This is a genomic window from Flavobacterium sp. UGB4466 (assembly GCF_903469665.1).
Classification (GTDB): Bacteria; Bacteroidota; Bacteroidia; order Flavobacteriales; family Flavobacteriaceae; genus Flavobacterium; species Flavobacterium lipolyticum.
Genome location: NZ_CAGKLC010000001.1, coordinates 13,852 through 37,999, shown reverse-complemented (window position 1 = coordinate 37,999; position 24,148 = coordinate 13,852). Strand labels below are relative to the sequence as shown.

The window sequence follows — 24,148 nt, the reverse complement described above, 5'->3', positions numbered from 1 at the left end:
CTAGTATAGGACTATTTTCTTAACCGTTCTGCGCTCCCCCTCTATTACAGTCACCAGGTACATCCCTGCTGTAGCTCCTGCTAATTGAATATTTTGATTAAAATAAGGCGTTTTATCAAAAGAGTTAAAATATACTTGTCTGCCAAGAATATCGTGTACATAAACCTGAACTCTGTTGATTGAATCACTAGTAAACTGAATGGTAAAATTTCCTCTGTTCGGATTCGGGTATAAAGTAAACGCTACATTTTCAATATCAATCTCTCCTAAAAAAAATGCTTTATTGCAAATATTCAATGAAGCTGAATTTATAGTTCCAAAATTACCCGAAACTGCATCTCGAACTCTAAAACTCCAGGTTCCTTTAGGATCCTGACCGTTAAACACACTCAATAAATCAATTGGAACAACAATCTGACTTGTAGTTTTGGAACAATCTAAAGCAACTCCGGCATCGTCAAACTGAAGAGCCAAAGTAGAATTTATTCCGCCACAGCTGTTACGATTATATAAATTAACCACCGTACCCTGCGGATTTACTATTTGCAATTCGAAATCTGAAAGCTTATCGTGTGTTACATTAACCAAAACATTTACATCGGAAATTGTCCCGGTTGATGCCGGCACATTTACCGTTTTAGAAGTAAAGGAATTTCCGGAAGGAATAGCAAAAGCATTCCCGAAACTATAAGAATCACAAGTTGTCGTTGAAGTATACCCCACTGCAAACGACTTACTATTTAAAGCATAATAAATATTTGCTGTTGGTTCAATCTTAAGTCTGCAATTTGTTGAAGCAGTTACACTGGTCGGAATCTGAACGGTTTGCGAACCGTCATTCGGTGTGTTTGAGGCTAAAATTATTGGAAATGTCAGACCTCCATCTGTTGATAGCTTGATATTTACTGACGAAGATCCCTGTAGTGTACTGGTATTGTTCACTGCCCATGTTATAGTCTGGTTCGATCCTATTGGCCAACTAACGTCATCTGTATTTTGCGAAGTAACCGTAAATGGTCCGGCACTAGTTACGACCGTTGCAATCATTGTATCAGTATTCGTCTGTGCAACTCCCGATGCACCATTGTCTCTTGCAGTCAGGGTAAAATGCAATGTTCTTGCAACAGAAGAAACCGATTCCCAAGTTGTGGTCAACTTGTTCAAAAGTACAGTGTTCAAGTCGGGCATATAACGAACAAGTGAATTCCCCGGACGTACAGACCTAAATAGAGGTCCATTTGGTTTTTCAGGATAGGCTGTACTATTGCTGTTTGCAGTTGATGATCCCGACGCACTATCCAATTGCTCCCAGGTATAGGTCACACCAGTAACAGCTGAACCAGTACCGGTTAAAATAAACGGTGTACTAATCGGAATTGTATAATCTGCACCGGCATCAACTACCGGAGGATTATTTGCTATGGCTGTACTAACGGGACAATTCTTTCCAGACAACGTATTCTGGATTTGCAGAATGCTGGCGTAAGCAAAATAATCGTCTGAATGATTCTGAACATCATAGCCCTTAGACACTCCTGCATAACCCATTATAGTTGATCCGCTTCCCGGTTCAACATTTAAGCCTGTTCTTTCTGATCCATCAAAAGAAAAAGTATGATATCCTCCAAACTGATGTCCCATTTCATGAGCAACAAAATCAATATCAAAGCTATCACCTTCCGGTTTCTGGTCAGACGGTGATGTATAAGCACTTCCCTTCCCCATTGCATCAGACGGTGTCGGACTATCGCAAACACAGCCAATGCAACCTGCATTTCCTCCTCCTCCTGACGCTCCAAACAAATGTCCGATATCATAATTAGCTTCTCCAATTACACTCGTTAAAGTGCTTTGAACTTCTTTGCTCCAATAATCATTACCATCTGAAGGATCTTTAGAGGTTCCTCTATCTGGATTAGAATAAGGATCTGTTAGCCCATTGGTATAAATTACAGCATCATTATTGGCAATTAACACCACTCTTACAGCGAGGTCTTTATTAAAAACAGCATTTACTCGTGCCAAAGTAGCATTCATTCCTGCCAATGCACCTGCTTTTGTACCTCCAAAATAAGCGGTGTATTCACCTGTACAAGACAGTGCCAGTCTAAAGGTTTTGAAAACTTTATTGTTTGCTGCCGATTTTGCAGTATTGGGTGAAGTACTTGTATGGGCTAATACATCTGTTGTTTTACAAGTCAAGCGAGATTTTGAAGCTACATCATTTTTGGTAAACAAAACATAGGACGATTTGTCTTCCTGATTTTGCTCGATATATTCTGATGGCTTATCTGTACGAAGTACCATCGTCTGAACCCCAATTGGCGCTACACTAAAATAAATCTTCGCCGTCTTGTCGTCTAAACCGCGTCCTTCATAAGCTCTGATTTCCGGATATTTTGCCTGTAACTCAGGCTCAAAATTAGAAGATTCCCAAACTGAAAAACGTTCCAGTACACCTCCGGCATTAGGGAATGTAATTTCTGTCGAAGTATTTCTTGCTGTTCTAGCAGTAGTAACACTAAGTTTAGCCTTCAGAAAATCTGAATTCAGCTTATAGTACAATCGCCCTGATTGAGGCATAACTCCTCTTTTGCTTAGTGAAACAGCATCAACTTTTTGCCACAAACCATCATTTTGGGCATATACACCAGCACAGCAAAAAGTAAAAAATAAAAAAAGTAGGTTTTTTTTCATATTCTAAATATAAAAGTATATCAAAATTACGCGAATTAAATCAAAATCTTACACTTATTAGAGACAATTATACAGTTTTAAATTATAGACTGACCTATTTTCACAAAAACTAACAGTTGGAGCGTAAAAAATCAATTACGCTTAGCATTAAATTTAAAATAGAATAGTATAAATTTGCACCATCTTAAATTATTTGTTTTGAAGCTCTTTCATTCTATAAACGATTTTCAGTCAACCAAGAAAACAATTTTAACTCTTGGAACTTTTGACGGTGTACATATTGGCCATAAAAAAATTCTGGAACGCATTACCCAAAACACTGAAAACGGAAAGTATGAAAGTTTAGTGCTTACCTTTTTTCCTCATCCAAGAATGGTACTGCAGGAAAAATCAGAAATAAAACTTTTAAATACCATCACTGAAAAGTCAAAGCTTCTGGAAGCAACCGGAATTGAAAATCTGATCATTCATCCTTTTAACGAAAGTTTCTCCAGACTAACCGCTGAAGAGTTTGTACATTCAATTTTGGTAGATCAGTTTCATATCCAGAAAATAATTATTGGTCATGATCACCGCTTTGGCAGAAACAGAACGGCCAATATTGATGATTTAATCGCTTTCGGTCATGAATACGGTTTTGAAGTTGAGCAAATCTCCGCTCAGGAAATTCAGGACGTTTCTGTAAGTTCAACCAAAATCAGAATAGCACTCAGCGAAGGAAATATGTCTTTGGCAAATGATTATCTGGGCTATCACTACTTTTTATCCGGTGAAGTTGTTCAGGGAAAACAGCTGGGAAGAACTATTGGTTTTCCAACAGCTAACATCGAAATTAATGATGAGTATAAACTGATTCCTAAAGCAGGCGTATACGTCGTAAAAGTTTTGATCGATCAAAAAGAGGTTTCGGGGATGATGAACATTGGTTTTAATCCAACTGTTGACGGGCAAAAACAAACCATCGAAGTGAATCTTTTTGATTTTGATGCCGATATTTATGGTAAAAAAATTCAGGTTTCGTTATTACAATACCTGAGGGAAGAACAAAAATTCGGCTCTGTCGATTTGTTAAAAGAACAATTGCATCTGGACAGAAAAAATGCTCTCGCATTTTTAAACAAAATTTAGAATAGCTTTCAACCTCTGAGTTGAAATCATTTTAACCAGAAAAAAAGTCTTTCCTTCTTAGCTTCCCATTTTTAGACACTTAGACCTATGTTTCTAAGTGTTACAATAAAAAATTCATCGTTTCTTTTTTAGGGCAATGTCGCCTGACATACTTTTTACCCTTTTTAAATCATCGTAGTTATTTTTTTAGTAAATTTGATATAGAACTCTGTTTATCAAATATTTGCTATTAACTTCTTTAAAAATAACCATTATGAAATTACCTAAAGAAATTACCAACGGTTTTCTGATTTTCCTTGGAATTGGAATTTACTTTTTATTGATGAACGTATTAGGTTTAGCTCATTTATTCTATCTGCGAACCCTAAATGTCTTTTTTATATTTTACGGCGTGAATAAAACCATGCGAATGAATCTTCATGAAGGTGAAACTAATTTTGTATCAAATGCAGTCTCAGCAATGGCTACCTCTGTAGTGGGTGTAGCATTAAGTGTTTTTGGACTGCTCGTTTACAGTTATGCCCGGGGTGGAGATGCTTATGTAAAAACACTTTCGGAAACTTTTATGTTTGGCGGAAATCCTTCGGTACCAACTTATTGCATCTGCTTACTTTTTGAAGGAATCGCTTCATCAGTAATCGTTACATTGATGATGATGCTGTACTGGAATAACAAATATGCAGCCGATTAATTTTTAAAAGTAAATCAAACTAAATAGCACTCTAAAATCATAAAAAATTAAAATTATATGATTTTAGAGTGTTTGTTTTTTGAAAATAGCTGTCAAATATTCATTTACAGGATTGGGCATTGGTTGATTGGAACTATTTAACTACTTTTGGAGCATCAAAAAACTGCATCAATGAGCATTACAAAACACAATTGGACAAAAGACGAAATAATTGCCATATATAATAAACCTATGATGGACTTGCTGTATGAAGCAGCAACAATTCACAGGCAAAAACATGATCCTAACGTAGTTCAGGTATCTACTTTACTTTCAATCAAAACCGGAGGCTGTCCGGAAGACTGCGGGTATTGCCCACAAGCTGCACGTTATAACACGGGTGTTGAAGGAAACGATCTAATGAGTGTTAGCCAGGTTAAAGCACAGGCTTTACGTGCAAAATCCAGTGGATCATCACGTGTATGTATGGGAGCTGCCTGGAGAAATGTAAAAGATGGTGAAGAATTCGACCAGGTTTTAGAGATGGTTCGTACCATTAACAAACTTGACATGGAGGTTTGCTGTACCTTAGGTATGATTACCGAAAATCAGGCGCAGCGTTTGGCTGAAGCAGGTCTATATGCTTACAACCACAATTTAGATACTTCTGAAGAATATTATAAAGATGTTATTTCAACCCGTGGTTTCGAAGACCGTTTGCAAACTATCGAGAATGTTCGTAAAACGAATGTTACCGTTTGCAGTGGAGGAATCATTGGAATGGGAGAAAGTATCGAAGACAGAGCCGGAATGCTTGTAGCGCTTTCTACTTTAAACCCTCAACCGGAATCTGTGCCAATTAATGCTTTGGTAGCTGTTGAAGGAACTCCAATGGAAGAGGAAAAACCAGTTGAAATTTGGGAAATGATCCGTATGGTTGCCACTACAAGAATTGTAATGCCGGATACACAGGTTCGTTTGTCAGCAGGAAGAACTAACATGAGCCGTGAAGGACAGGCAATGTGCTTTTTTGCAGGGGCCAATTCTATTTTTGCAGGTGATAAACTGCTTACGACACCAAACCCTGATGTTCATGAAGACATGAAGATGTTTGAAATGTTAGGATTGAATCCACAAAAGCCATTTACAAAAGTTTCACAACCTAAAACAGTTGAAGCAGCTGATTCTCAGTTCGTTCCTCTAGGAGAAAAACCAAAATGGTCAAGACCAGGACACACTATTGAAAGAAATCTTGAAGCTACGGCCAAATCAAAAATTTAAGAAAAAGAGTTCCTAAATCTCGATAAATATTTCTAAATTGCTTATAACATGTGTTATAAGCAATTTTTTTATTTAATAGAGATGAAGTTAAAGCAAATCGAAAGGGTAAAAAAAATCTCAAAGGCTGATTTTATTTCCCAGTATGTGAAAAATCAAATTCCTGTAGTTGTCGAAGAATTGACCGAAGACTGGCCAGCTTATCACAAATGGAAATTATCTTATATCAACGAAATCGCCGGAAATAGTATCGTTCCTCTATACGATGACAGACCTGTAAATCATGAAGATGGTTTTAACGAAGCTCATACCACTATGAAAATGAGTGATTACATTCATCTTCTGGAATCAAAACCAACGAACTACCGTATTTTTCTTTATAATCTGATGAAAGAAGTTCCGCTATTAAAAGAAGACTTTTTATGGCCGGATATTGGCTTGAATTTGGTGAAACAAATGCCAATGCTATTTTTTGGCGGAGAAAATGCACGGGTGTTCATGCATTATGATATTGACTACTCCAATATTTTACATTTTCATTTTCACGGAGAAAAACAGTGCATGCTTTTTGCTCCCGATCAATCCAAATACATGTACAAGGTACCACATGCCTTAATTTCAAGAGAAGACATTGATTTTGACAATCCTGACTATGAAAAATTTCCTGCTCTTAAAAATGCACAGGGATTTATTACCAATTTAAAACATGGCGAAATGCTGTACATGCCTGAAGGATACTGGCATTACATGAAATATTTAACCCCGGGCTTTTCGATGAGTCTGAGAGCTTTTCCTAAAAACATTACCAACCTGTCCAAAGCCTTTTACAATGTTTTTATTATGCGCTATTTCGATATCATGATGCGTAAATTCAAAGGTCAAAAATGGATTGACTATAAAAATGAAAAAGCCATCCGGAATACCAATGAAAATCTGCAAAAAACCTCTTAAGAGCATTCTTTTTATTTCTAAAAAACTATTTTTCGTGTTCCTGTAGCATCATTTTCCAAAATCACTTTTACCAGTACCATCTGATTACCTGGTGTTAAATTTTGTATTTGAAACTCTTTATTCCCAATTTTACTTTTATTGAAAAGCAGTTTCCCCGACACATCATAAACAAAAACATCTTTAAGCTGTTCTTTTGACGACACATTTATTATTCTATTTTTAACAGAAACCACAATAGCATTCTTTGCATTTTCAAAATCGTCTGTTCCTAATGTTTTTCCGGTATAACGCAGCACTAATCGGTCTGAGAAGGTTCCGACTGCGGTTGTAAACGTATAATTGCTCTGTTTTAAATTATGAACTTCCCCAGTTGTTTTATCTTCGATATAAATAGCCTGTTCATTCATACTATCATCTACCTCATCAATTGAAATAGTAAAATCACCCGCGATTGTCGTACGATATCCTAAAGGAACAATATCAGTATCTACAAAAGGTAAAGCTCTACCCTGAATGACATAATTGTTTCCGTTTGCCACGCTAAAAAAATCGAGATAAGGGTTAGCATTAAAACTAATCCCATCATAATTACTATCATATTCATTAGTCGCCCCCTCTATGTATCCTACCAGCAACTGTTTGAAAGCTCCAGTCGTATTGCTCATGTTTAACCAGATACGTTTTTTCACCAAAGTAACTTCCTTAGATGCCCTTTCAGTTCTAAAAAACTGATTGTTATTAGCTCCACCTACTCGCATTGAATTGTTAAATTGTACTTTTCCTGCTGCTACAGTAGTCACAAAAAAGGATTGTCCGGCTGCTATTTTACCTGTTGGTTTAATTCCGTTATCATTTGCCGGAATGTCACTGTGCAATGGATCCGACTTTGCTGAAACCCCTCCACTTAAATTATAAGAAGCATAATCATCGGCTGAGTACTGATTTGTATAGGTTAGTTGTACAGGCGTATTATGCGTCCAAAAATAGATTGTTCCGCCTAGTATACTATTTGTACTTATAAGAGCATCAGCATTTAAAGCAGATGGATAAGGATTTCCTACCAAATAACTTTTTCCCGAGCTCAAAGATTCTCCTTCCAGACTTCCATTGTTTGGAACTCCTGAAAAAATTCCTGTGAAGGTTGTTTTAACCGTATTCGAATAGCTCTCCGGACCACGAATAATATACCCCTTGCCTACCACCATATTAGTTGTTCTGTCGGTAGATACCCATTGGGCACCATCGTAACCAAAATACTTTGTTGCTGATGTTCCGGACGAAAGGTCGATTAATCTTTGTGGATTTACCGGAGTGGACCAATATAAATAATCCTTTTTTAAAATTCCGGGACTTGTTCTCTCGTACGAAATATTTCCGGAATTAACTGCACTATTCACCTGAACCAAACTTGAACTGGTTTTAAAAGTCAAAGAGGTTCCTGCTCCCGAATTCACAATTAATGCATTCTTAACTGTTAACGTATTTGAACTATTTATGGTTACTTTTTTTCCGGCATTTATCGTACAACCACAGCTATTCACATCTCCGGACGAAGAAAAATCATCTGCAAAAACAATATTCTGGCTTGTCGTTGGCGTCCCAAGTGACCATCCTCCTGCAATTGTATACGTATTCGTTGCCAAAGCATTTACGACAATATTCGACAATGACAAAGAAGCACAAGTGCCCGGATATTGTACTGTGAAATTATAAGTACCGGGAGCCAGACCTGTAATGGTATATTTAGTCCAATCGGCACCAACTCCTCCCGAATAAGTATTTGAGAACGTACCGGTTTGCGTAATCGTATAATCATTTCTGTTTGGCAAATTCTTTAAAACCACAGTTCCGGTAAGAACATCACAGGTGGGTTGAACCACCGGATCATTAAGTGGTGTACCTGGCTGCGTAAATGTGGTTATATTTTGTACTGTTGCGGTACCTGTAGCACTGGTTCCACAACCATTCTTTGATCTGAGTCTGTAATAATAGGTTGTACCTACAGTCAGTCCAGTCACTGTATAGGTCGTTACATTTCCGATATCAAGGGCATTATATCCTGAGACAGTAGTGGCAAATGTATTTACAAGAGAGACATCTAACAGATAACTCACCGCATTGACTTCCGCACTCCAATTTGCCATAAATGATGTACAAGAAGTATTAGTGGCTGCCTGCAAAACAACATTCCCCGGAGAAACAGCAGGTTTGTAAGTTATGGTGTTCGAATAAGCACTCAAACAGGTCCCATTAAATGCTCGAACTCTGTAATAGTAAGTAGTCGCATTGCTTAAACTTGTGATATTTACCGTTAAAACATTCCCCACATTCAAACCGTTGTAGGTTCCAACAAAACTTCCAAAATTAATATCTGTCGAAAGATCCAATGTGTAATACGTTGATCCTGAAACAGATTGCCAATTTGCTGTAATCTGGGTACAGGTTGCTCCGGTTCCTGCTAAAGCAACAGGAGCTGTCCCGGATGACGTTACATTTACTGAAGCAGTATTATTGGCACTGATGGTTGAAGCACAATTATCGGCAGCATTGCCACTTGTTCCAGAAGTTAAAGAGGTAACTGTTAGACTTTTACTTCCTAAAGCTGAAAATCCGGGAGCTGTAAAAGTACCGGTTCCACTTGCACTTACAGTCATAGTTACCGGCGTCTGAGTTACTCCGTCTACCTGATAAGCAACGCTATATACTCCTACCGGTAAAGTACCGTTTAGGGTTATCGTTGACGATGTTCCGGAACAGATATTTACCGCTGAAGCACTCGTACTGGTCAGACTATAAGCTGCACAATCGTATGAGATAACAACTCTTCCCGGACCTCCGTCACCTCCGGCTTTCCCTGCCCCAAGAATAGAACTTTTAGCTCCACCTCCACCTCCGCCGGGAACTGTACCCGGATTTCCATCCGCTGTACCCAATAAAGATGAAAATCCGGCACCACCGGCACCACCACCATTTCCTCCATTGCCGCCTGAACCAGAAGCAGCTGTTAAACCACTTTGTCCGTCTACTCCTGCTCCACCATCAAATGTATTTGTACCCACACTTGAAGAAGCAAGACCTCCCGCTCCTTTGGCCGGAGTACCTCCCGATGTATTGGCTGTACCGCCACCCCCGCCCACAGCAGAAACAAAACCCGTAACCAGAGAGGTTTTCCCTGTCTGACCATTAACTCCGGTACCTCCAACACCTCCACCACCTGCGGTAAGAGAGATTGTTGCACCTGACGAAATTGTATATACTCCTCCGGCAAAAGCACCACCACCACCACCGGCAGCTCCTTTTTCTAAGCTTAATCCGGCACTAGTTGTACCACCTCCGGCACCTCCACCTCCCCAGGCACTAATTGTTAAAGATGTTGAACCGGCCGGAATCACAAAACTCGTAGTTAAATTTGTTGTTCCTGTTGCCGAGAAAGAGACTGTTTTAGTCTGTGCATAAAAAAATAAAGGCAATGCAAATAACTGAAGTGTAAGTAAAAATTTTCTCATCGTGGTATTTTTTAATATTTAAAAACATAACTTTTCAATCAGACGAGAATCTGATTAAAGTAATTTCTAAATACCTCAAAAAATAAAACGCCGAAACAGGATAGACTAATCCTGATAGTACAAGTGAAATGTTGAAGTGAAGAGTACTTTTTGTTTCATTTAATCGGGGCATTTAAATTAGCAATCAGTATTTTAGGCAGGTAAAGAGTATAGACACTCTATTTATAAGCTTCAATAGAAAATGATAAAAATTAACTTAACAGGCTTTTAAGTATTTCAATCGTAAAGCAATAACCAAGGTACGATTTTATTTACATTAAAACTAAATATTTTCGATTTAATTGTGAGAATTTAACACTTATAACTTTTTCAATATGATCAGAAACAGTATTTTACCAGTAAATATGGCGATTTATGCTATATATATTTAAGATGATAAAAAACGATTATTCCTTTAAGACAGTCATTTAAAGCAAAATTTTCCTTGTCATTATTTTCCCGTCTCCAAATTTAATTTTCACTATTAAAACCTGATGATAAGAATTGAATTTTGGCAGTTGAAATTCCAGATTTTCAATATTTTCTTTTCTATACAGTGGTTTGCCCAAAATATCAAAAACAGTTATTTGAGTGATTATATCCTGAGTTGAAATGACTTTAATAATTCTATCCTCTACCGAAATAAATACGTCCGGATTTTCCTCCGAAAAACTGTTGCTTGCTAAAGTTTCCTCAATATCAGACAGCACAAAACGTTCATTAAAAGTTTCCCGGTCAATAGAAAATGAATACCCCCCCTGTTTTGAATGGTTCTGTATTTTTAATTTTTCGCCTTTTAGAAATACAACCTTATTAAAACCAATTCCATTTACACAATCATTTGCTGTACTGCTACGCAGTTGCACACCGATTAAATATCGACATAAAGTTTGATTAAGGCTTAGCGTACAGCTTTTTTTGTCGGATTGTAAAAATTCCCTTCCCACTGTATTACCTTTTTTTCTATAATCAATCGTGCTAAAAAAAACAGCTGCTTTCCCTCGTTCCGCGTAAAGCCACGTACTATGAAAATAGTTCGTCAAAATCAGAAAAAAAAGCACTTTTTTTATCAAAATTGAAAGTTAAGATGTTAAATTTTAACAAGAATTAACGCAAAAATAGACACTCTTTATAAAATCCACAATCACCAATTTTGGTGATTTTTTTAAACATCTTATTTTCTTAAACACAAAAAAATCCACTCCAAAAAACGGAATGGATTTTTTGAAATGAACTCTTATTTAAAATTTACTGAAAAATAACTTTTCTTGTTGTTGTAAAATCACTTGCCAAAGCTACCTTCACCAATAAAACCTGATTGGATGATGGCAGGTTTTGAATTAGTAATTCTGTATTACCTACTTTCTTTTTATGGTAAAGCATTTTTCCTGACACATCATATACCACAACTTCCTTAATATTTTCCTGTGAAGATTGTACCGCAATTACTTTGTCTTTTATCGAAACTAAAATCCCGTCTTTCAGGTTTTCAAAATCTCCGACACCTAAAGTTTTACCGGTGTAACGCAATACCAAACGTTCAGAAAAGTTTCCCACCTCAGTTTTAAAAGTATAACTGCTTTGTGTTAAATCATGAATAACTCCAGTTGTTTTATCTTCAATATAAATCTTCTGATTGGCCATTTTACCATCAACCTCGTCTATTGCAATTGTAAAATTACCTGCAACGGCAGTTCGGTAACCTAAAGGAACAATATCTGCATCTGTAAAAGGTACCGCACGTCCCTGAATTACAAGTTTATTCTCATTACTGATACTATAGAAATCCAAATATTTGTTGCCATCAAAAGTTAACCCGTCATAATTACTATCATAATCATTAGTTGCCCCCTGTATGTACCCCACCAATAATTGCTTAAAAGCGCCTGTTGCACTGGTCATGTTTAACCAGACATGGCTCTTTTCAATCGCAGCTTCTTTTTTCGGATTCACAGATCTAAAAAACTGACCATTATCTGCTGTCCCCAGTCGCATTGAATTGGTAAAAAGAACTTTTCCGGCTGCTTTAGTAGTCACAAAAAAAGCTTGTCCGGCCGCTATCTTGCCTGTTGGTTTCATACCTTTATCAAACACTCGATCACTATTATAACCAGGATCTGATTTTGCCGATACTCCGCCGCTAAGATTGTAAGAAGCATAATCATTGCTCGTATACTGATTTGTCAGTGTAGATACCGCAGCCGTATTATGAGTCCAAAAATAAAGTGTTCCGTTTATTACAGCATTATTTGCTGCATTAGCAATAAGATCATCTGCACTTACAGCAGACGGATAAGGATTTCCTATTAAATAAGCTTTCCCGGAAGCCAGCTGCTCCGTTTCTATATTTCCATTATTTGGGACTCCTTTAAAACTTGCCTGATAGGCAGCCTTAGAAGTATTCGAATAATTTGACGGGGCACGAATAATATAACCTTTTCCAACCATCATGTTATCAGCCTTATTCGTTTGCACCCATTGTGTGCCATCGAAACCGTAATACATCGTACTTGGTGTTAAAGGTGAAAGATTCACTAATGTTTGAGGGCTTACCGGAGTTGACCAATACACATAATCTTTTAACAATATAGGAGGCGTGGTACGCTCATAAGTAATATCACCTGTATTGGTAACGTTATTGGTTTGTACTAAACTTGCTGTATTTTTAAAGTTCATTGCACCTCCTGTAAATACTTTAACATCATTCGCAATGGCCAGAGTATTTCCACCCCCGATTACAACATTTGCTCCGGAATTAACTTCACAAAAGCATCCGTTTACATCACTTGTCGAAGTAAAATCAGAGTTAAAAACAAGTTTTTTGTCTATGGTTGGAGCAGTGCTCCAAATACCCTTATTATAAGTCGCTACTGATAAAGGATTAATCACAATATCCGAAGTTGCCAACGATGTACAATTTCCATTTCCAGCTGTATAGGTATATGTACCTGCTGCAAGATCACTATCTGTAACCGCAGTTCCGGTATAAGACACCACGATAGCTCCGGGTGATCTCGTTAAGATTCCCCCAGTAGGAAGTCCGCTTAAAGCAATACTGCCAAAAGCCGTAACACAGGTTGGTTGTGTAACGGATCCCACTACTGGTTTTCCCAGGACTTCATTTATTACAAAATTCACCTTTGTTCTACAAACTGGAGAATCACCGGAACAAACCGCATAATAAGGAGTCGTACCCACGGTGTTAGTATCAATAAGACCTGAACCACTAACACCTACCGGATTGAACGAGACTCCGGAACCAATTTTGGTACCACCAAAAGCCATTGTATACCAATCTACTGTTGCCGGTAATGTATAATTAACTGTAATGCTAATATTTGTAATATTAGCATCCGGATTTTCATCATCATCATGATCTTCTCTAAATCGAAATATCCAACTTCCTGAAGGATTTGTATTTCCCCAAGATGCTAAAGGAACATCTATAACACTCCCTCTATTACTAGCAGAGACGGGACTTATATCATTCAGCACTGTGCCCATCGCAGTTGGCGGCTGTATTCTAACCCGTAACTCATTCAAATACGAACTACCTATTGTATTATAACTTATAGTAGCATTGGTACTAGTAACAACAGCTCCAACAGGTAATGAAGGGAAAATTATACTAATATCTGTGTTTCCGGAACCTCCGTAAACGGTGCTTTTTACTGTCCCACCACTACCGCTTGCAATCATAGGGCTTTGGGCAACTGCAACTCCTGAGCAAGTAAATGGAGCCGTTAGTGAACCTGAACCTCCCTGACAAATTGTAACCCCCGTTGCAACGGAAGCTTTGTTAATCACAAAATTTACCATTGTTCTACACCCAGGATTATTGGTACAAGCCGCATAATAAGGAGTTGTACCCGCAGTATTGGTATCCATAAGGCCTGAACCGCTAACGCCTACCGGATTAAACGAAATCCCTGAACCAATTTTTGTTCCTCCAGAGGCTGATGTATACCAGTCTACTTCCAGCAAAACATAATTAACTCTAATGGTAATGTTTGTAATATTTGCATCAGTATTTACAAAAACATCAAGAAAGGACTCTCTAAATGCAAATACCCAAGTTCCGGATGGGTTCCCAGTACCCCATATTCCTAATGGCACATTAGTTGAAGTCCCTGGACTATCGAGTGTAGGAACAGGGTTCAAATCACTCTGAACTGCTCCAACTGCTGTTGGGGGTGTTGCCTTAACCCTCAACTCATTTCTAAAAGAAACACCATTTGCCTTAAAACTTATCGTAACATTTGTAGACGTTACTATTGCCCCCGCCGGTAACGAAGGAACATTTATGGTAATGTCTGTATTTGCACGATCACCATAAACTATGCTATTCGATATTCCTCCGCTACCTTTGGCAGTTACAGGGGTTTGGGCAACCGCAGCACAGGTAGATGAAACGGTTAAAAAACCTGAACCTCCTTCACAAATTGTAACACCGGCTGCAACAGGACAGTTTCCGTTTTGCATTGTATTACCTTGTTGAGCTAAAAGTATCGAACCATGGAAGCAGTCTGCCAAAACAAGGAAAAAAAGTATTTTTTTAATCATAACTCTAGGGGCTTAAGTTTTTCTTTGATCATAATTTGGCCTAAAACTACAACCCTTATATAAAATCCACAATCACCAATTTTGGTGATTTTTTAAACACCTTATTTTCTTAGACAAAAAAAAATCCACTCCGAAAAACGGAATGGATTTTTTGAAATGAACTCTTATTTAAAATTTATTGAAAAATAACTTTTCTTGTCGTAGTAAAATCATTTGCTAAAGTGATCTTCACCAATAAAACCTGATTGGCTGATGGCAGGTTTTGAATTTGTAATTCTGTATTACCTACTTTCTTTTTATGGTAAAGCATTTTTCCTGACACGTCATACACTATAACTTCTTTAATATTTTCCTGCGAAGATTGTACCGCAATTACTTTGTCTTTTATAGAAACTAAAATCCCGTCTTTAAGGTTTTCAAAATCTCCGACACCTAAAGTTTTACCGGTGTAACGCAATACCAAACGTTCAGAAAAGTTCCCCACCTCGGTTTTAAAAGTATAATTGCTTTGTGTTAAATCGTGAATAACTCCCGTTACTTTATCTTCAACATAAATCTTCTGATTGGTCATTTTACCATCAACCTCGTCTATTGCAATTGTAAAATCGCCTGCAACAGCAGTTCGGTAACCTAAGGGAACAATATCAGCATCTGTAAAAGGTACCGCACGTCCCTGAATTACAAATTTATTTGCATCACTTACACTGTAAAAATCCAAATACTGGTTACCATCAAGACTTAACCCGTCATACAGGGTTTCATAATTGTTGGTTGCACCTTCTATATACCCTAACAATAATTGTTTGAAGGCCCCGGTTGTACTAGTCATGTTTAACCAAATACGGTTCTTTTCAACAGTAGTTCTTCTTGAGGTATTAGCAGGTCTAAAAAACTGACCGTTATCTGTTGCCCCTAATCGCATTGCGTTAGTAAACAATATTTTTCCTGCAGCCTTAGTCGTTAGAAAAAATGACTGCCCAGCCGCAATTTCTCCAGTTGGTTTAACACCGCCTCCTGAACCAAAATCTACATCCGATCTCGCCGCTGTTCCTCCAGTCAAATTGAATGAAGCATAATCATCCGCACTGTACTGATTACTTGGAACAGGTTTTGCCGGTGTATTGTGTGTCCAGAAATAAAGGGTACCATTTATTACATTTTCATTTGTTTTTATAAACCCTTCTATGCCCTCTGAAACAAACCTCTCTGCGCTTAAAGCAGACGGGTAAGGATTCCCTATCAAATAACTTTTTCCTGAAGCCAACATTTCTGTTTCGATATTTCCATTGTTCGGAACTCCTTTAAAACTTGCCGGATAGGCTGTCTTAGAGCTATTCGAATAATTGGATGGAGCACGAATAATATACCCTTTACCTACCACCATATTATCAGTTCTATTCGTTCGAACCCATTGTGTACCATCGAAACCGTAATACATAGTGCTAGGCGTTAAAGACGAAAGATCGACCAATCGTTGAGGGCTAACCGGAGTTGACCAATACACATAATCTTTTAGCAATATAGGAGGCGTGGTACGCTCATAAGTAATATCGCCTGTATTGGTAACGTTATTGGTTTGTACTAAACTTGCTGTATTTTTAAAAGTCATCGTACCACCACTAAGTACTTTAACCTCATTGGCAATCTTCAAGGTATGTCCCACTCCTATTACAACATTTGCACCTGAATTGACTTCACAGGTACATCCGCTCACATCTCCTATTGAAGTAAAATTGGAGTTAAAAATAAGTTTCTTATCTATAGTTGCAGTGTTATCCCATCCACTCGCACCATAGGTTGCTGTCGGAACCGGATTAATTACAATTCCTGTAGTCGAAATTGAGGAACAAGGACCATTTGCAACGGCGTACGAATAGGTTCCTGCCGCAAGATTAGTATCTGTTACCGTCGTTCCTGTATAAGGTACAGCTACTGCTCCAGGTGATCTTGTTAAAGTTCCTCCCGAAGGTAATCCGCTTAAGGCAATACTACCGAAAGTAACGGTACAGGTTGGCTGCGTCACAGTACCTACGACTGGCGCCGGCATAGCCGAATTCACTGTAAGCGTTACTGCATTTGATGTAACTGATGGACAGGCACCTCCAACAATACAACGATATTGATAATTGTTCATTGTAGCGATAGCAGAAGTGATATTCATCGTTGCTGAAGTAACATTCGAATAAACTCCACCGTTGGATAAATCGCTGAAAGTTGATCCGCTATTAGTACTAACCTGCCATTTATAAGTTAAACTGGTTCCTGTGCCAGCAACACTAAATGCTGCATTATTACCCACACAGGTAGTTGCAGCTGATGGCTGAGTTGTAATCGCTGTTGTTAAATTAGTTGCGTTTACTGTCCATGAACCTGAATTTGTACAGGTTGTTAGAGAGGTCGTTAAATTATAAGTCCCATTTGGTACTCCTGTTAAATTCTTTGAACTGGAAGTAAATCCGGGAGGAGTAGAAGTCCATGAATACGTATAAGGATCTGTCCATACCGGAGAAGGACTCCCTATCAAAGTTCCATTCGTTGCGGCACTACCAACACCATATAATGTAGAACCGGTGCCTTCATTAAAACTATAACCGGCAAGTAACCCATTTTGTGATGCATCATAATCTACAAACCCTGACGCTAAAGTAGAAATTTCTGTCCCAGTCAATGCCCTGTTCCAAACTCCCAATTTAAAGATTTCACCGGTTAAACCCACTCCGGCATTGTCCATAACCCCGTATCCCATTTTTGTTGTATTGCTGTTGCTCCCATAATTGGTAGCACTTACTGTAGTTGAAATAGGATCTCCTCCATTTAAATAAATTTTCATCGAACTACCATCAGCTGTCACGGCTATGTGATTCCATGTATATCCTGCAGGAAATGAAGATAAGGGCAAATCCACCGTTCCACGAGTTGTCCAGAATCTAAGATTATTACCCTCAAAACCAACTTCAATAATATCATTTTGACCAAAAAGTGCCATCCTTGCTATGTATTTGGTCTTATCAAATTTAATCCATCCTTCTAAAGTAAAGGCTGTTCTGTTAGATAACAAAGAAGCGTTTAAATCAATTCCCTGATTGTTTGCACTAACAAAATTAGCAGAAGCCGGGGCAACAGCATTCGTAACTGTGATGCTTCCTGTGGCTTCACCCGGACAAGAAACATTTACAACCGTTGCAGTAGGAACCGGTGGTGAACTGTAGCGATAAATATTTACAGAATTATTCATTACGGCAGAACACAATGATGTTGTATTTGTCGCCATAACAGTATACAATCCCGTATTATTAAACGTTCCAAAATTGATTGCTGCACCTGTGCCCGTTATTGGTGAACCCACGGCCACGTTACCTCTTACTAATTGATAACGGCAATTAGTCTGCGAGTTAGACAAACCGATTGAAGAACCGGCATTTGAGCTGCAAAATGCTCCTCCTGCACCTGTTACATTATAAGGCGTCGGTGCCGCCCCCGCGCAAGTAGATACAGTGATGATCCCTGTTACTGCGGAAAAGTATAAATCATTCTGATTTGCTGCACTTGAAGAAGAGCTCCCCCAAGTTCCTGACGGCCTGTTTACTTCTCCGAGAACTAAAGCTTTTACGGTATGTGTAGCAGTACTTAAATTAGCCACTATGCCATTGCCAATAGTCAGAACATTTGAAGCAGTAACACCAGCTGAAGGAAATGTTTTTGTACCACTTCCCGATAAGGTAAGATTTGTATAAGAATTTGCCTTTATTGTTTGAGCTCCTCCACTATAGTCGACTGTATTACCAGCAAATGTCGCAGTTAAAGTGGTAATAGTTGGAACTGGAGAGGCACTAATATTTAACTGCGAGCTATTATTAATAGATGCAATTGAATTAGAACCATTAACATTGATTGTACCAGTATTTGTAAAATTCGTTGTTGTAGATCCAGACGAGCCATTAAGGTTTAAAGTTCCTGCATTAGCAAGAGTAGTACTTATTGTCGACGTCCCTCCAATCGTGAGTGTACCACTTGATGAATTAATCAATGTTCCATTCCCAGAAAGTACATTTGCGACAGCAAAAGCGGAATTATTAGTATAGGTACCCGTAATAGACACTAAAGGAATTATAGTTGTTGTTGATCCGCTGAATGTTTTAGATGCTCCACTAAAAGTATGAATTCCCGTCGTTCCTACGGCATTAAAAGATGTTGCATTATTGACTAAATTATCAGCAAATGTATAGCTATTATTTGCTCCGTTTCCCGACGAAGGTTCACCCCATATTGATCCATTGTTTAAAGTTACTGCACCTCTAAATATAATCGTTCTTGCGGTACTATTTGTTGAAGCAAAGCTTATTGTACCAGAAATAGTGGCAGAGCCATTAACTGTAAAATTTCGATTCACTGTAAGAGTAGCTCCAGAACTAATTGTAATATTATTACATTGCGCATTTGCACTTGAAATTATCGGTTGACTTGCTAAACTAGGTATTACAACATTACTTGTACCTGTTGGAACAGAATTGGTACTCCAGTTTGTTGGTGTATTCCAGTTTCCATCCCCACTCCAGCCATCCCAGGTTACTGTTTGCCCATACCCCAAATTCATAACCAAAAACATTCCCAGACAGGCTAATTTGATAACGGGATTAGAAGTTTTTCTGGCCTGGGGATCAGAAAATTTTAAAAATACAGAGCGAACGCTCAAAAGTAATTTTTGAATCATATGAAAGTGGTATTTATGATTAAATTTGTTTTTGGGCAACAAAACACAAAAAAATACTCCCTATTAAATTCAGGAGTTGTTTTTTATACTTTGTTTTAAAACTAAAAGCTAAAACCCTGTTTTACAAGGTCATAAAAAACTGTTAATTTTGTGTACAAAAATATTATAATTCCCCACATATACAACATTTTAACAAAAGACTTTTCTGAGAAAAACAAAAAAAATAGTTGTGATTTTAACATTTAAATGACTATTTTTAGCCGTAATCGTTAAAAAGAAAGAAAAAAGCCATGAATTCAATTTGCACTCCCAAAGAGGCTTTACTGAAGTTAGAACACTACTGTGCTTATCAGGAGCGCTGTCATGCCGAAGTGGTATCCAAACTGTACAGCCTAAAAATGACTGCCGATGAAATCGATACTATTGTGGTTCAATTGATTGAAACTAACTTTCTAAACGAAACCCGATTTGCCTGCAGCTTTGCCAGAGGCAAACATCGCATGAAACATTGGGGCAGAATTCGAATTACCAATGAACTGAAAGCAAAACAAATTTCGTCGGCTAATATTACGCTTGCTTTAAAAGAAATTACTATCGAGGAATACGAAGCCACTTTCGACCAGCTTTCTGAGCGATGCTGGAATAGCATTTCCGAAAAAAACACCTTAAAAAAACGAAAAAAATTCTGCGACTATATGCTTCGCCGCGGCTACGAAAGTTTTCTTGTTTACGATAAAGTTACTTTGCTTGAGAAAGAATTCTAGCCCACAAAAATCACGGGCTTAACCTCATTACTTTTTGATTTTTTTCGTCAAAATCACTACACTCGCACATTCAATTTTCTTGCAAATTTTTTACTTAAAAGACGTTTTTTGTGCTTATAGTTCTAAAAACAGGATCATTTTGAGTGTTATTTTGCGATTTTTCTTATACTTTAAAATTACTATTTATAAGAAATAACATAAAATACCATTTTTAAAGATGTATTTCGTCGACTATTTTGACATTTTGTCGATTAAATGATCGTTCTGAAAACCTTCATATGTCCAATCACGTATGTGTATCTATCTTTGCCAAGGCAAAAAATTATCCTGTTCCGGCATAACAAATTGTATAGAATACACCTACTATGAAGAAAACTTTACTTTTTAAAACACCTACCTTTCCTTTTAATCTTTCGTCAAAAAAAATTAGTTCCGATAGAAAAATCAACTTTTTTTCAGCTATAAAAAACACTTTCGAAGCCCCAAAAAATTACTTTAAATTACTCGTTGCTCTTAGCCTATTTATCAACGTCAGTCATTTAAATGCGCAATGCAATTCCAATGCAACTCCTGGCACGGTTAGCAGCAATAATAGTAAATTATGCGTAGGTTCTACAGAATTGTTCTGGGCCGCCGGAGGATGGAGCGGAGGAACCTGGTCCTCATCAGATCCATCAGTTCTCGAAGTTGTTACTAAAAGTGACGGAGGCGCCAATGCCATTGCAAAAGCTCCCGGAGTTGCAAACGTCATTTATACGATAACACAGCCAAATTGCCCTACTGTTAAAACCTCTCAAAAAAAGATAACAGTTTACGAAGCATTAGGTGAAACTGGCGAAATCACAGGTTTTTCACCACAATGTCCAAGAAATACAGGGCAAGTTTACTCGATTCCACCAGTAACAAATGCCACCAAATATGTATGGACAGTACCTTCTGGCTGGACTATTACCTCAGGAGCAAATACCAACTCCATTACCGTAACTACCAGCTCAACCGCAGGAAATCTTACTGTTGTAGCCTCTAACGATTGTAAAACAAATGATGCCATATACAAATACGTCAATATCACTAACGGAAAAACGTCAAGACCTACTATTACCGCAAGCGGACCAACTACTTTTTGCCAGGGAGGCAGTGTAGTATTGACTTCAAGTATTGAAGACAACTACCTTTGGTCAAACGGGCAAACTACCAGAAGCATAAGGGTTACAGCATCGGGTACCTACTCGGTAATTACACAAAATAAAGACTATATGTGTCCTAGCAATGCCTCAAACAGTATAGCAGTCAATGTACAAGCAGGATTAACGTTCACCAGTCAACCACAGGATTTAGTTGCCTGCGAAGGTCAATCCGGCACCTTTAGCGTAACCGCATCAGCCTCGAATGCGACCTACCAATGGCAATATTCTGCCAATGGCTCAACAAACTGGACTAATACCAATGGCGTTCAGGGGGTATCAGGTCATAATACAGCAACCTTAAATTTGACCAACCTTCCTTTGTCCTATAGTGACTACTATGTTCGTTGTGTCGCAAGAAGCTCAACCACTTGTCCTGCCAATACCAACACAAACTCAAATACTGCTAAACTAACGGTTAACCCATCATTAGAAATTACCTCACAGTCTACCGCTACTCAAACCAAATGCCTCAACGATGCCTTTACACCTTTAACGGTTACCGCTACAGCATCAGGAACCTTAACCTATCAATGGTTCAGTAATACTGCTGCAACTGCCACAAACGGAACGGCATTAGGAGCTGCAAATGGCGCTAGAACCAATAGTTACACGCCACAATCCACAACATCAGGAACATTGTATTACTATGCGGTAGTAACATCAAACTGCGGAACGGCAACCACTGCAATTTCGGAAGCTATTATAACCAAACAGGCAAATATTGCCCCAACAGTAGGAACGATCAAACAACCTACCTGTACTACCCCAAGCGGAAGTGTTGTTTTAGAAAATGTACCTACATCAGGAAGATTAGTCGAGTCACGAGGAACTGTCTACAATTATACAACTTCCGGAACCACATATGAAATTTCAGGATTAGCTCCCGGAACTTATAAATTTGCCATTGATGATAACTGCACAAGAGTATATTCGTCAGACATTGTAATCCTACCCGGAAATGTGTGGAATGGCACTAAATGGTCAGGTGGAACACCTTCGTTAAACGATCCAATTCAATTTACAGGAAATTATACTGCAGAAACAGATCTTAACGGATGTTCCTGCACAATCATGAATGGAGCAACAGTAACTATAAAATCAGGAAACACCTTAACTATTGCCAATAGTATAGACGTAAACTCCGGATCTTTAGTTTTTGAAAACAGTTCCAGTTTGATACAAAAAAGCAATGCTAAGAATACGGGAAGTATTTCATACATCCGTACCAGTCCGCCTATATTCCAAAAAGATTATTTGTATTGGTCTACTCCGGTAACTCCACAAAAATTAGTAGACGTTTCGCCTTCTACGCCTGCCACTATGTATTATGGCAATGACGGTACACAATGGGTACGAACCAATAGAGAAAGCAATATGATTGTTGGAAAAGGCTACATTATTCGAGGCCCCTCGAACTATACAAATGCAACCAAACAAGAATTTACCACAACTTTCAAAGGAATTCCAAACAATGGAGATTTAGAGGGAGAATACCTAACCGCAATGAAAGGCCACCTGATTGGAAATCCGTACCCGTCTGCCCTAAGTGCTGATAGGCTTTTAAAAGACAATCCAATGTTAGACGGAACGCTCTATTTCTGGACGCATAACACTCCTGCAAAACCTGTTCCAAGTAATCAGTACAGCGCGGATGACTATGCTTCATACAACCTTAGTGGAGGAGTTTCTGCAAAATCGGATAAACAGCACAATAACGATCCTGCAAAAGACAAAGGCACTAAACCGACGGGCAACATAGCAGCCGGGCAAGCCTTTTTTGTAACGACGAATGCTGCAGGAAAAGTGAAGTTCAACAATTTAATGCGATTGGGCGGAGCCAATAACGGTCAGTTTTTCAGACCCGGAAACACCTCAAAAGTGGCGGCTATAGAAAAACACCGCATTTGGTTAAACATGACCAATACCACGGGAGCTTTTAAACAATTGCTAGTAAGCTACATTGAAGGAGCAACCAATGACTATGAAAACAGATATGACGGACTAACTTTTGACGGCAATCAATATTTAGATTTTTACACTACGGATCAAAAAAACAAATATGTAATTCAGGGACGTGCTCTGCCATTTACAGATGCCGATCTTGTTCCATTAGGATACCGCACAACAGTTGCAGGTGATTTTACTGTGGCAATTGACGAAGTAGATGGAAACATGAGCAATCAAGCCATTTACATTGAAGACAAAACAACCGGGACTGTTCATGATTTAACACAAAGCAACTATACTTTTAAAACCGAAGCCGGTACCTTTACCGAACGTTTGACACTGCGCTATAAACCAGGCAAAACTTTAGGTACAGGAGATTTTGAAAACATCGAAAATGGCATTCTTATTTCGACTAGCAATAAAACTATTCAAATGTCTTCATCAAAAGAAAACATTAAACAAGTTGTTGTTTTTGATATTACCGGCAAACAATTATACAGTAAGAACAAATTAAACAGTGCGACCTTTCAAATTGAAAATTTACCGTCAGCCAATCAGGTTTTATTGGTGAAGATCACTTTAGCAAATGATTTTACTGTCACCCGAAAAGTACTGTTTCAGTAATTCGTTAATTCGTTAATTCGTTAATTCGTTAATTCGTTAATTCGTTAATTCGTTAATTCGTTAATTCGTTAATTCGTTAATTC

11 protein-coding genes are annotated in these 24,148 nt (G+C 38.2%); 6 read left to right on the top strand and 5 right to left on the bottom strand.

Features of this window, described 5'->3' with window-relative positions:
* Window positions 1-2,697 carry a reprolysin-like metallopeptidase gene (locus JO950_RS00115; protein WP_202700463.1) on the bottom strand — a complete coding sequence of 899 codons (2,697 nt, stop codon included), beginning with the start codon at window positions 2,695-2,697 and terminating at the stop codon, window positions 1-3.
* A 198-nt stretch (window positions 2,698-2,895) separates the two neighbouring features.
* Between JO950_RS00115 and JO950_RS00110 the strand changes: the two genes are divergently transcribed.
* The 4 genes from JO950_RS00110 to JO950_RS00095 all read left to right on the top strand — a co-directional run bounded on the left by JO950_RS00110 (window position 2,896) and on the right by JO950_RS00095 (window position 6,724).
* Window positions 2,896-3,825: a bifunctional riboflavin kinase/FAD synthetase gene (locus tag JO950_RS00110; protein ID WP_202700462.1), complete on the top strand. Its 930-nt coding sequence runs from the start codon at window positions 2,896-2,898 to the stop codon at window positions 3,823-3,825.
* A gap of 253 nt (window positions 3,826-4,078) precedes the next feature.
* Complete coding sequence (locus tag JO950_RS00105) at window positions 4,079-4,516, top strand: hypothetical protein (protein ID WP_017497388.1); 438 nt, start codon at window positions 4,079-4,081, stop codon at window positions 4,514-4,516.
* 171 nt (window positions 4,517-4,687) lie between these two features.
* Window positions 4,688-5,776, top strand: coding sequence for a biotin synthase BioB (gene bioB, locus JO950_RS00100; protein ID WP_017497387.1), 1,089 nt, complete (start codon window positions 4,688-4,690; stop codon window positions 5,774-5,776).
* Window positions 5,777-5,857: 81 nt separating this feature from the next.
* Window positions 5,858-6,724 carry a cupin-like domain-containing protein gene (locus JO950_RS00095; protein ID WP_202700461.1) on the top strand — a complete coding sequence of 289 codons (867 nt, stop codon included), beginning with the start codon at window positions 5,858-5,860 and terminating at the stop codon, window positions 6,722-6,724.
* 17 nt (window positions 6,725-6,741) lie between these two features.
* Here the strand turns inward: JO950_RS00095 and JO950_RS00090 are convergent, their stop codons facing one another.
* The 4 genes from JO950_RS00090 to JO950_RS00075 form a co-directional block, all read right to left on the bottom strand.
* Window positions 6,742-10,230 (bottom strand): T9SS sorting signal type C domain-containing protein, encoded by a 3,489-nt coding sequence (locus JO950_RS00090; protein ID WP_202700460.1) that lies wholly within the window; start codon window positions 10,228-10,230, stop codon window positions 6,742-6,744.
* A 467-nt stretch (window positions 10,231-10,697) separates the two neighbouring features.
* On the bottom strand, window positions 10,698-11,216 hold the full coding sequence (locus JO950_RS00085) for a T9SS sorting signal type C domain-containing protein (RefSeq protein ID WP_237732245.1): 519 nt from the start codon (window positions 11,214-11,216) through the stop codon (window positions 10,698-10,700).
* Window positions 11,217-11,517: 301 nt separating this feature from the next.
* Complete coding sequence (locus tag JO950_RS00080) at window positions 11,518-14,832, bottom strand: T9SS sorting signal type C domain-containing protein (protein ID WP_202700459.1); 3,315 nt, start codon at window positions 14,830-14,832, stop codon at window positions 11,518-11,520.
* A gap of 175 nt (window positions 14,833-15,007) precedes the next feature.
* Window positions 15,008-19,543: a LamG-like jellyroll fold domain-containing protein gene (locus JO950_RS00075; protein ID WP_202700458.1), complete on the bottom strand. Its 4,536-nt coding sequence runs from the start codon at window positions 19,541-19,543 to the stop codon at window positions 15,008-15,010.
* 290 nt (window positions 19,544-19,833) lie between these two features.
* Between JO950_RS00075 and JO950_RS00070 the strand changes: the two genes are divergently transcribed.
* Both JO950_RS00070 and JO950_RS00065 read left to right on the top strand, forming a co-directional pair.
* A complete protein-coding gene (locus JO950_RS00070; RefSeq protein WP_202700457.1) occupies window positions 19,834-20,307 on the top strand; it encodes a regulatory protein RecX in 474 nt (157 codons plus the stop codon).
* 365 nt (window positions 20,308-20,672) lie between these two features.
* Window positions 20,673-24,065, top strand: a complete 3,393-nt coding sequence (locus tag JO950_RS00065) for a T9SS sorting signal type C domain-containing protein (RefSeq protein ID WP_202700456.1) — start codon at window positions 20,673-20,675, stop codon at window positions 24,063-24,065.
* Window positions 24,066-24,148: the final 83 nt, after the last annotated feature.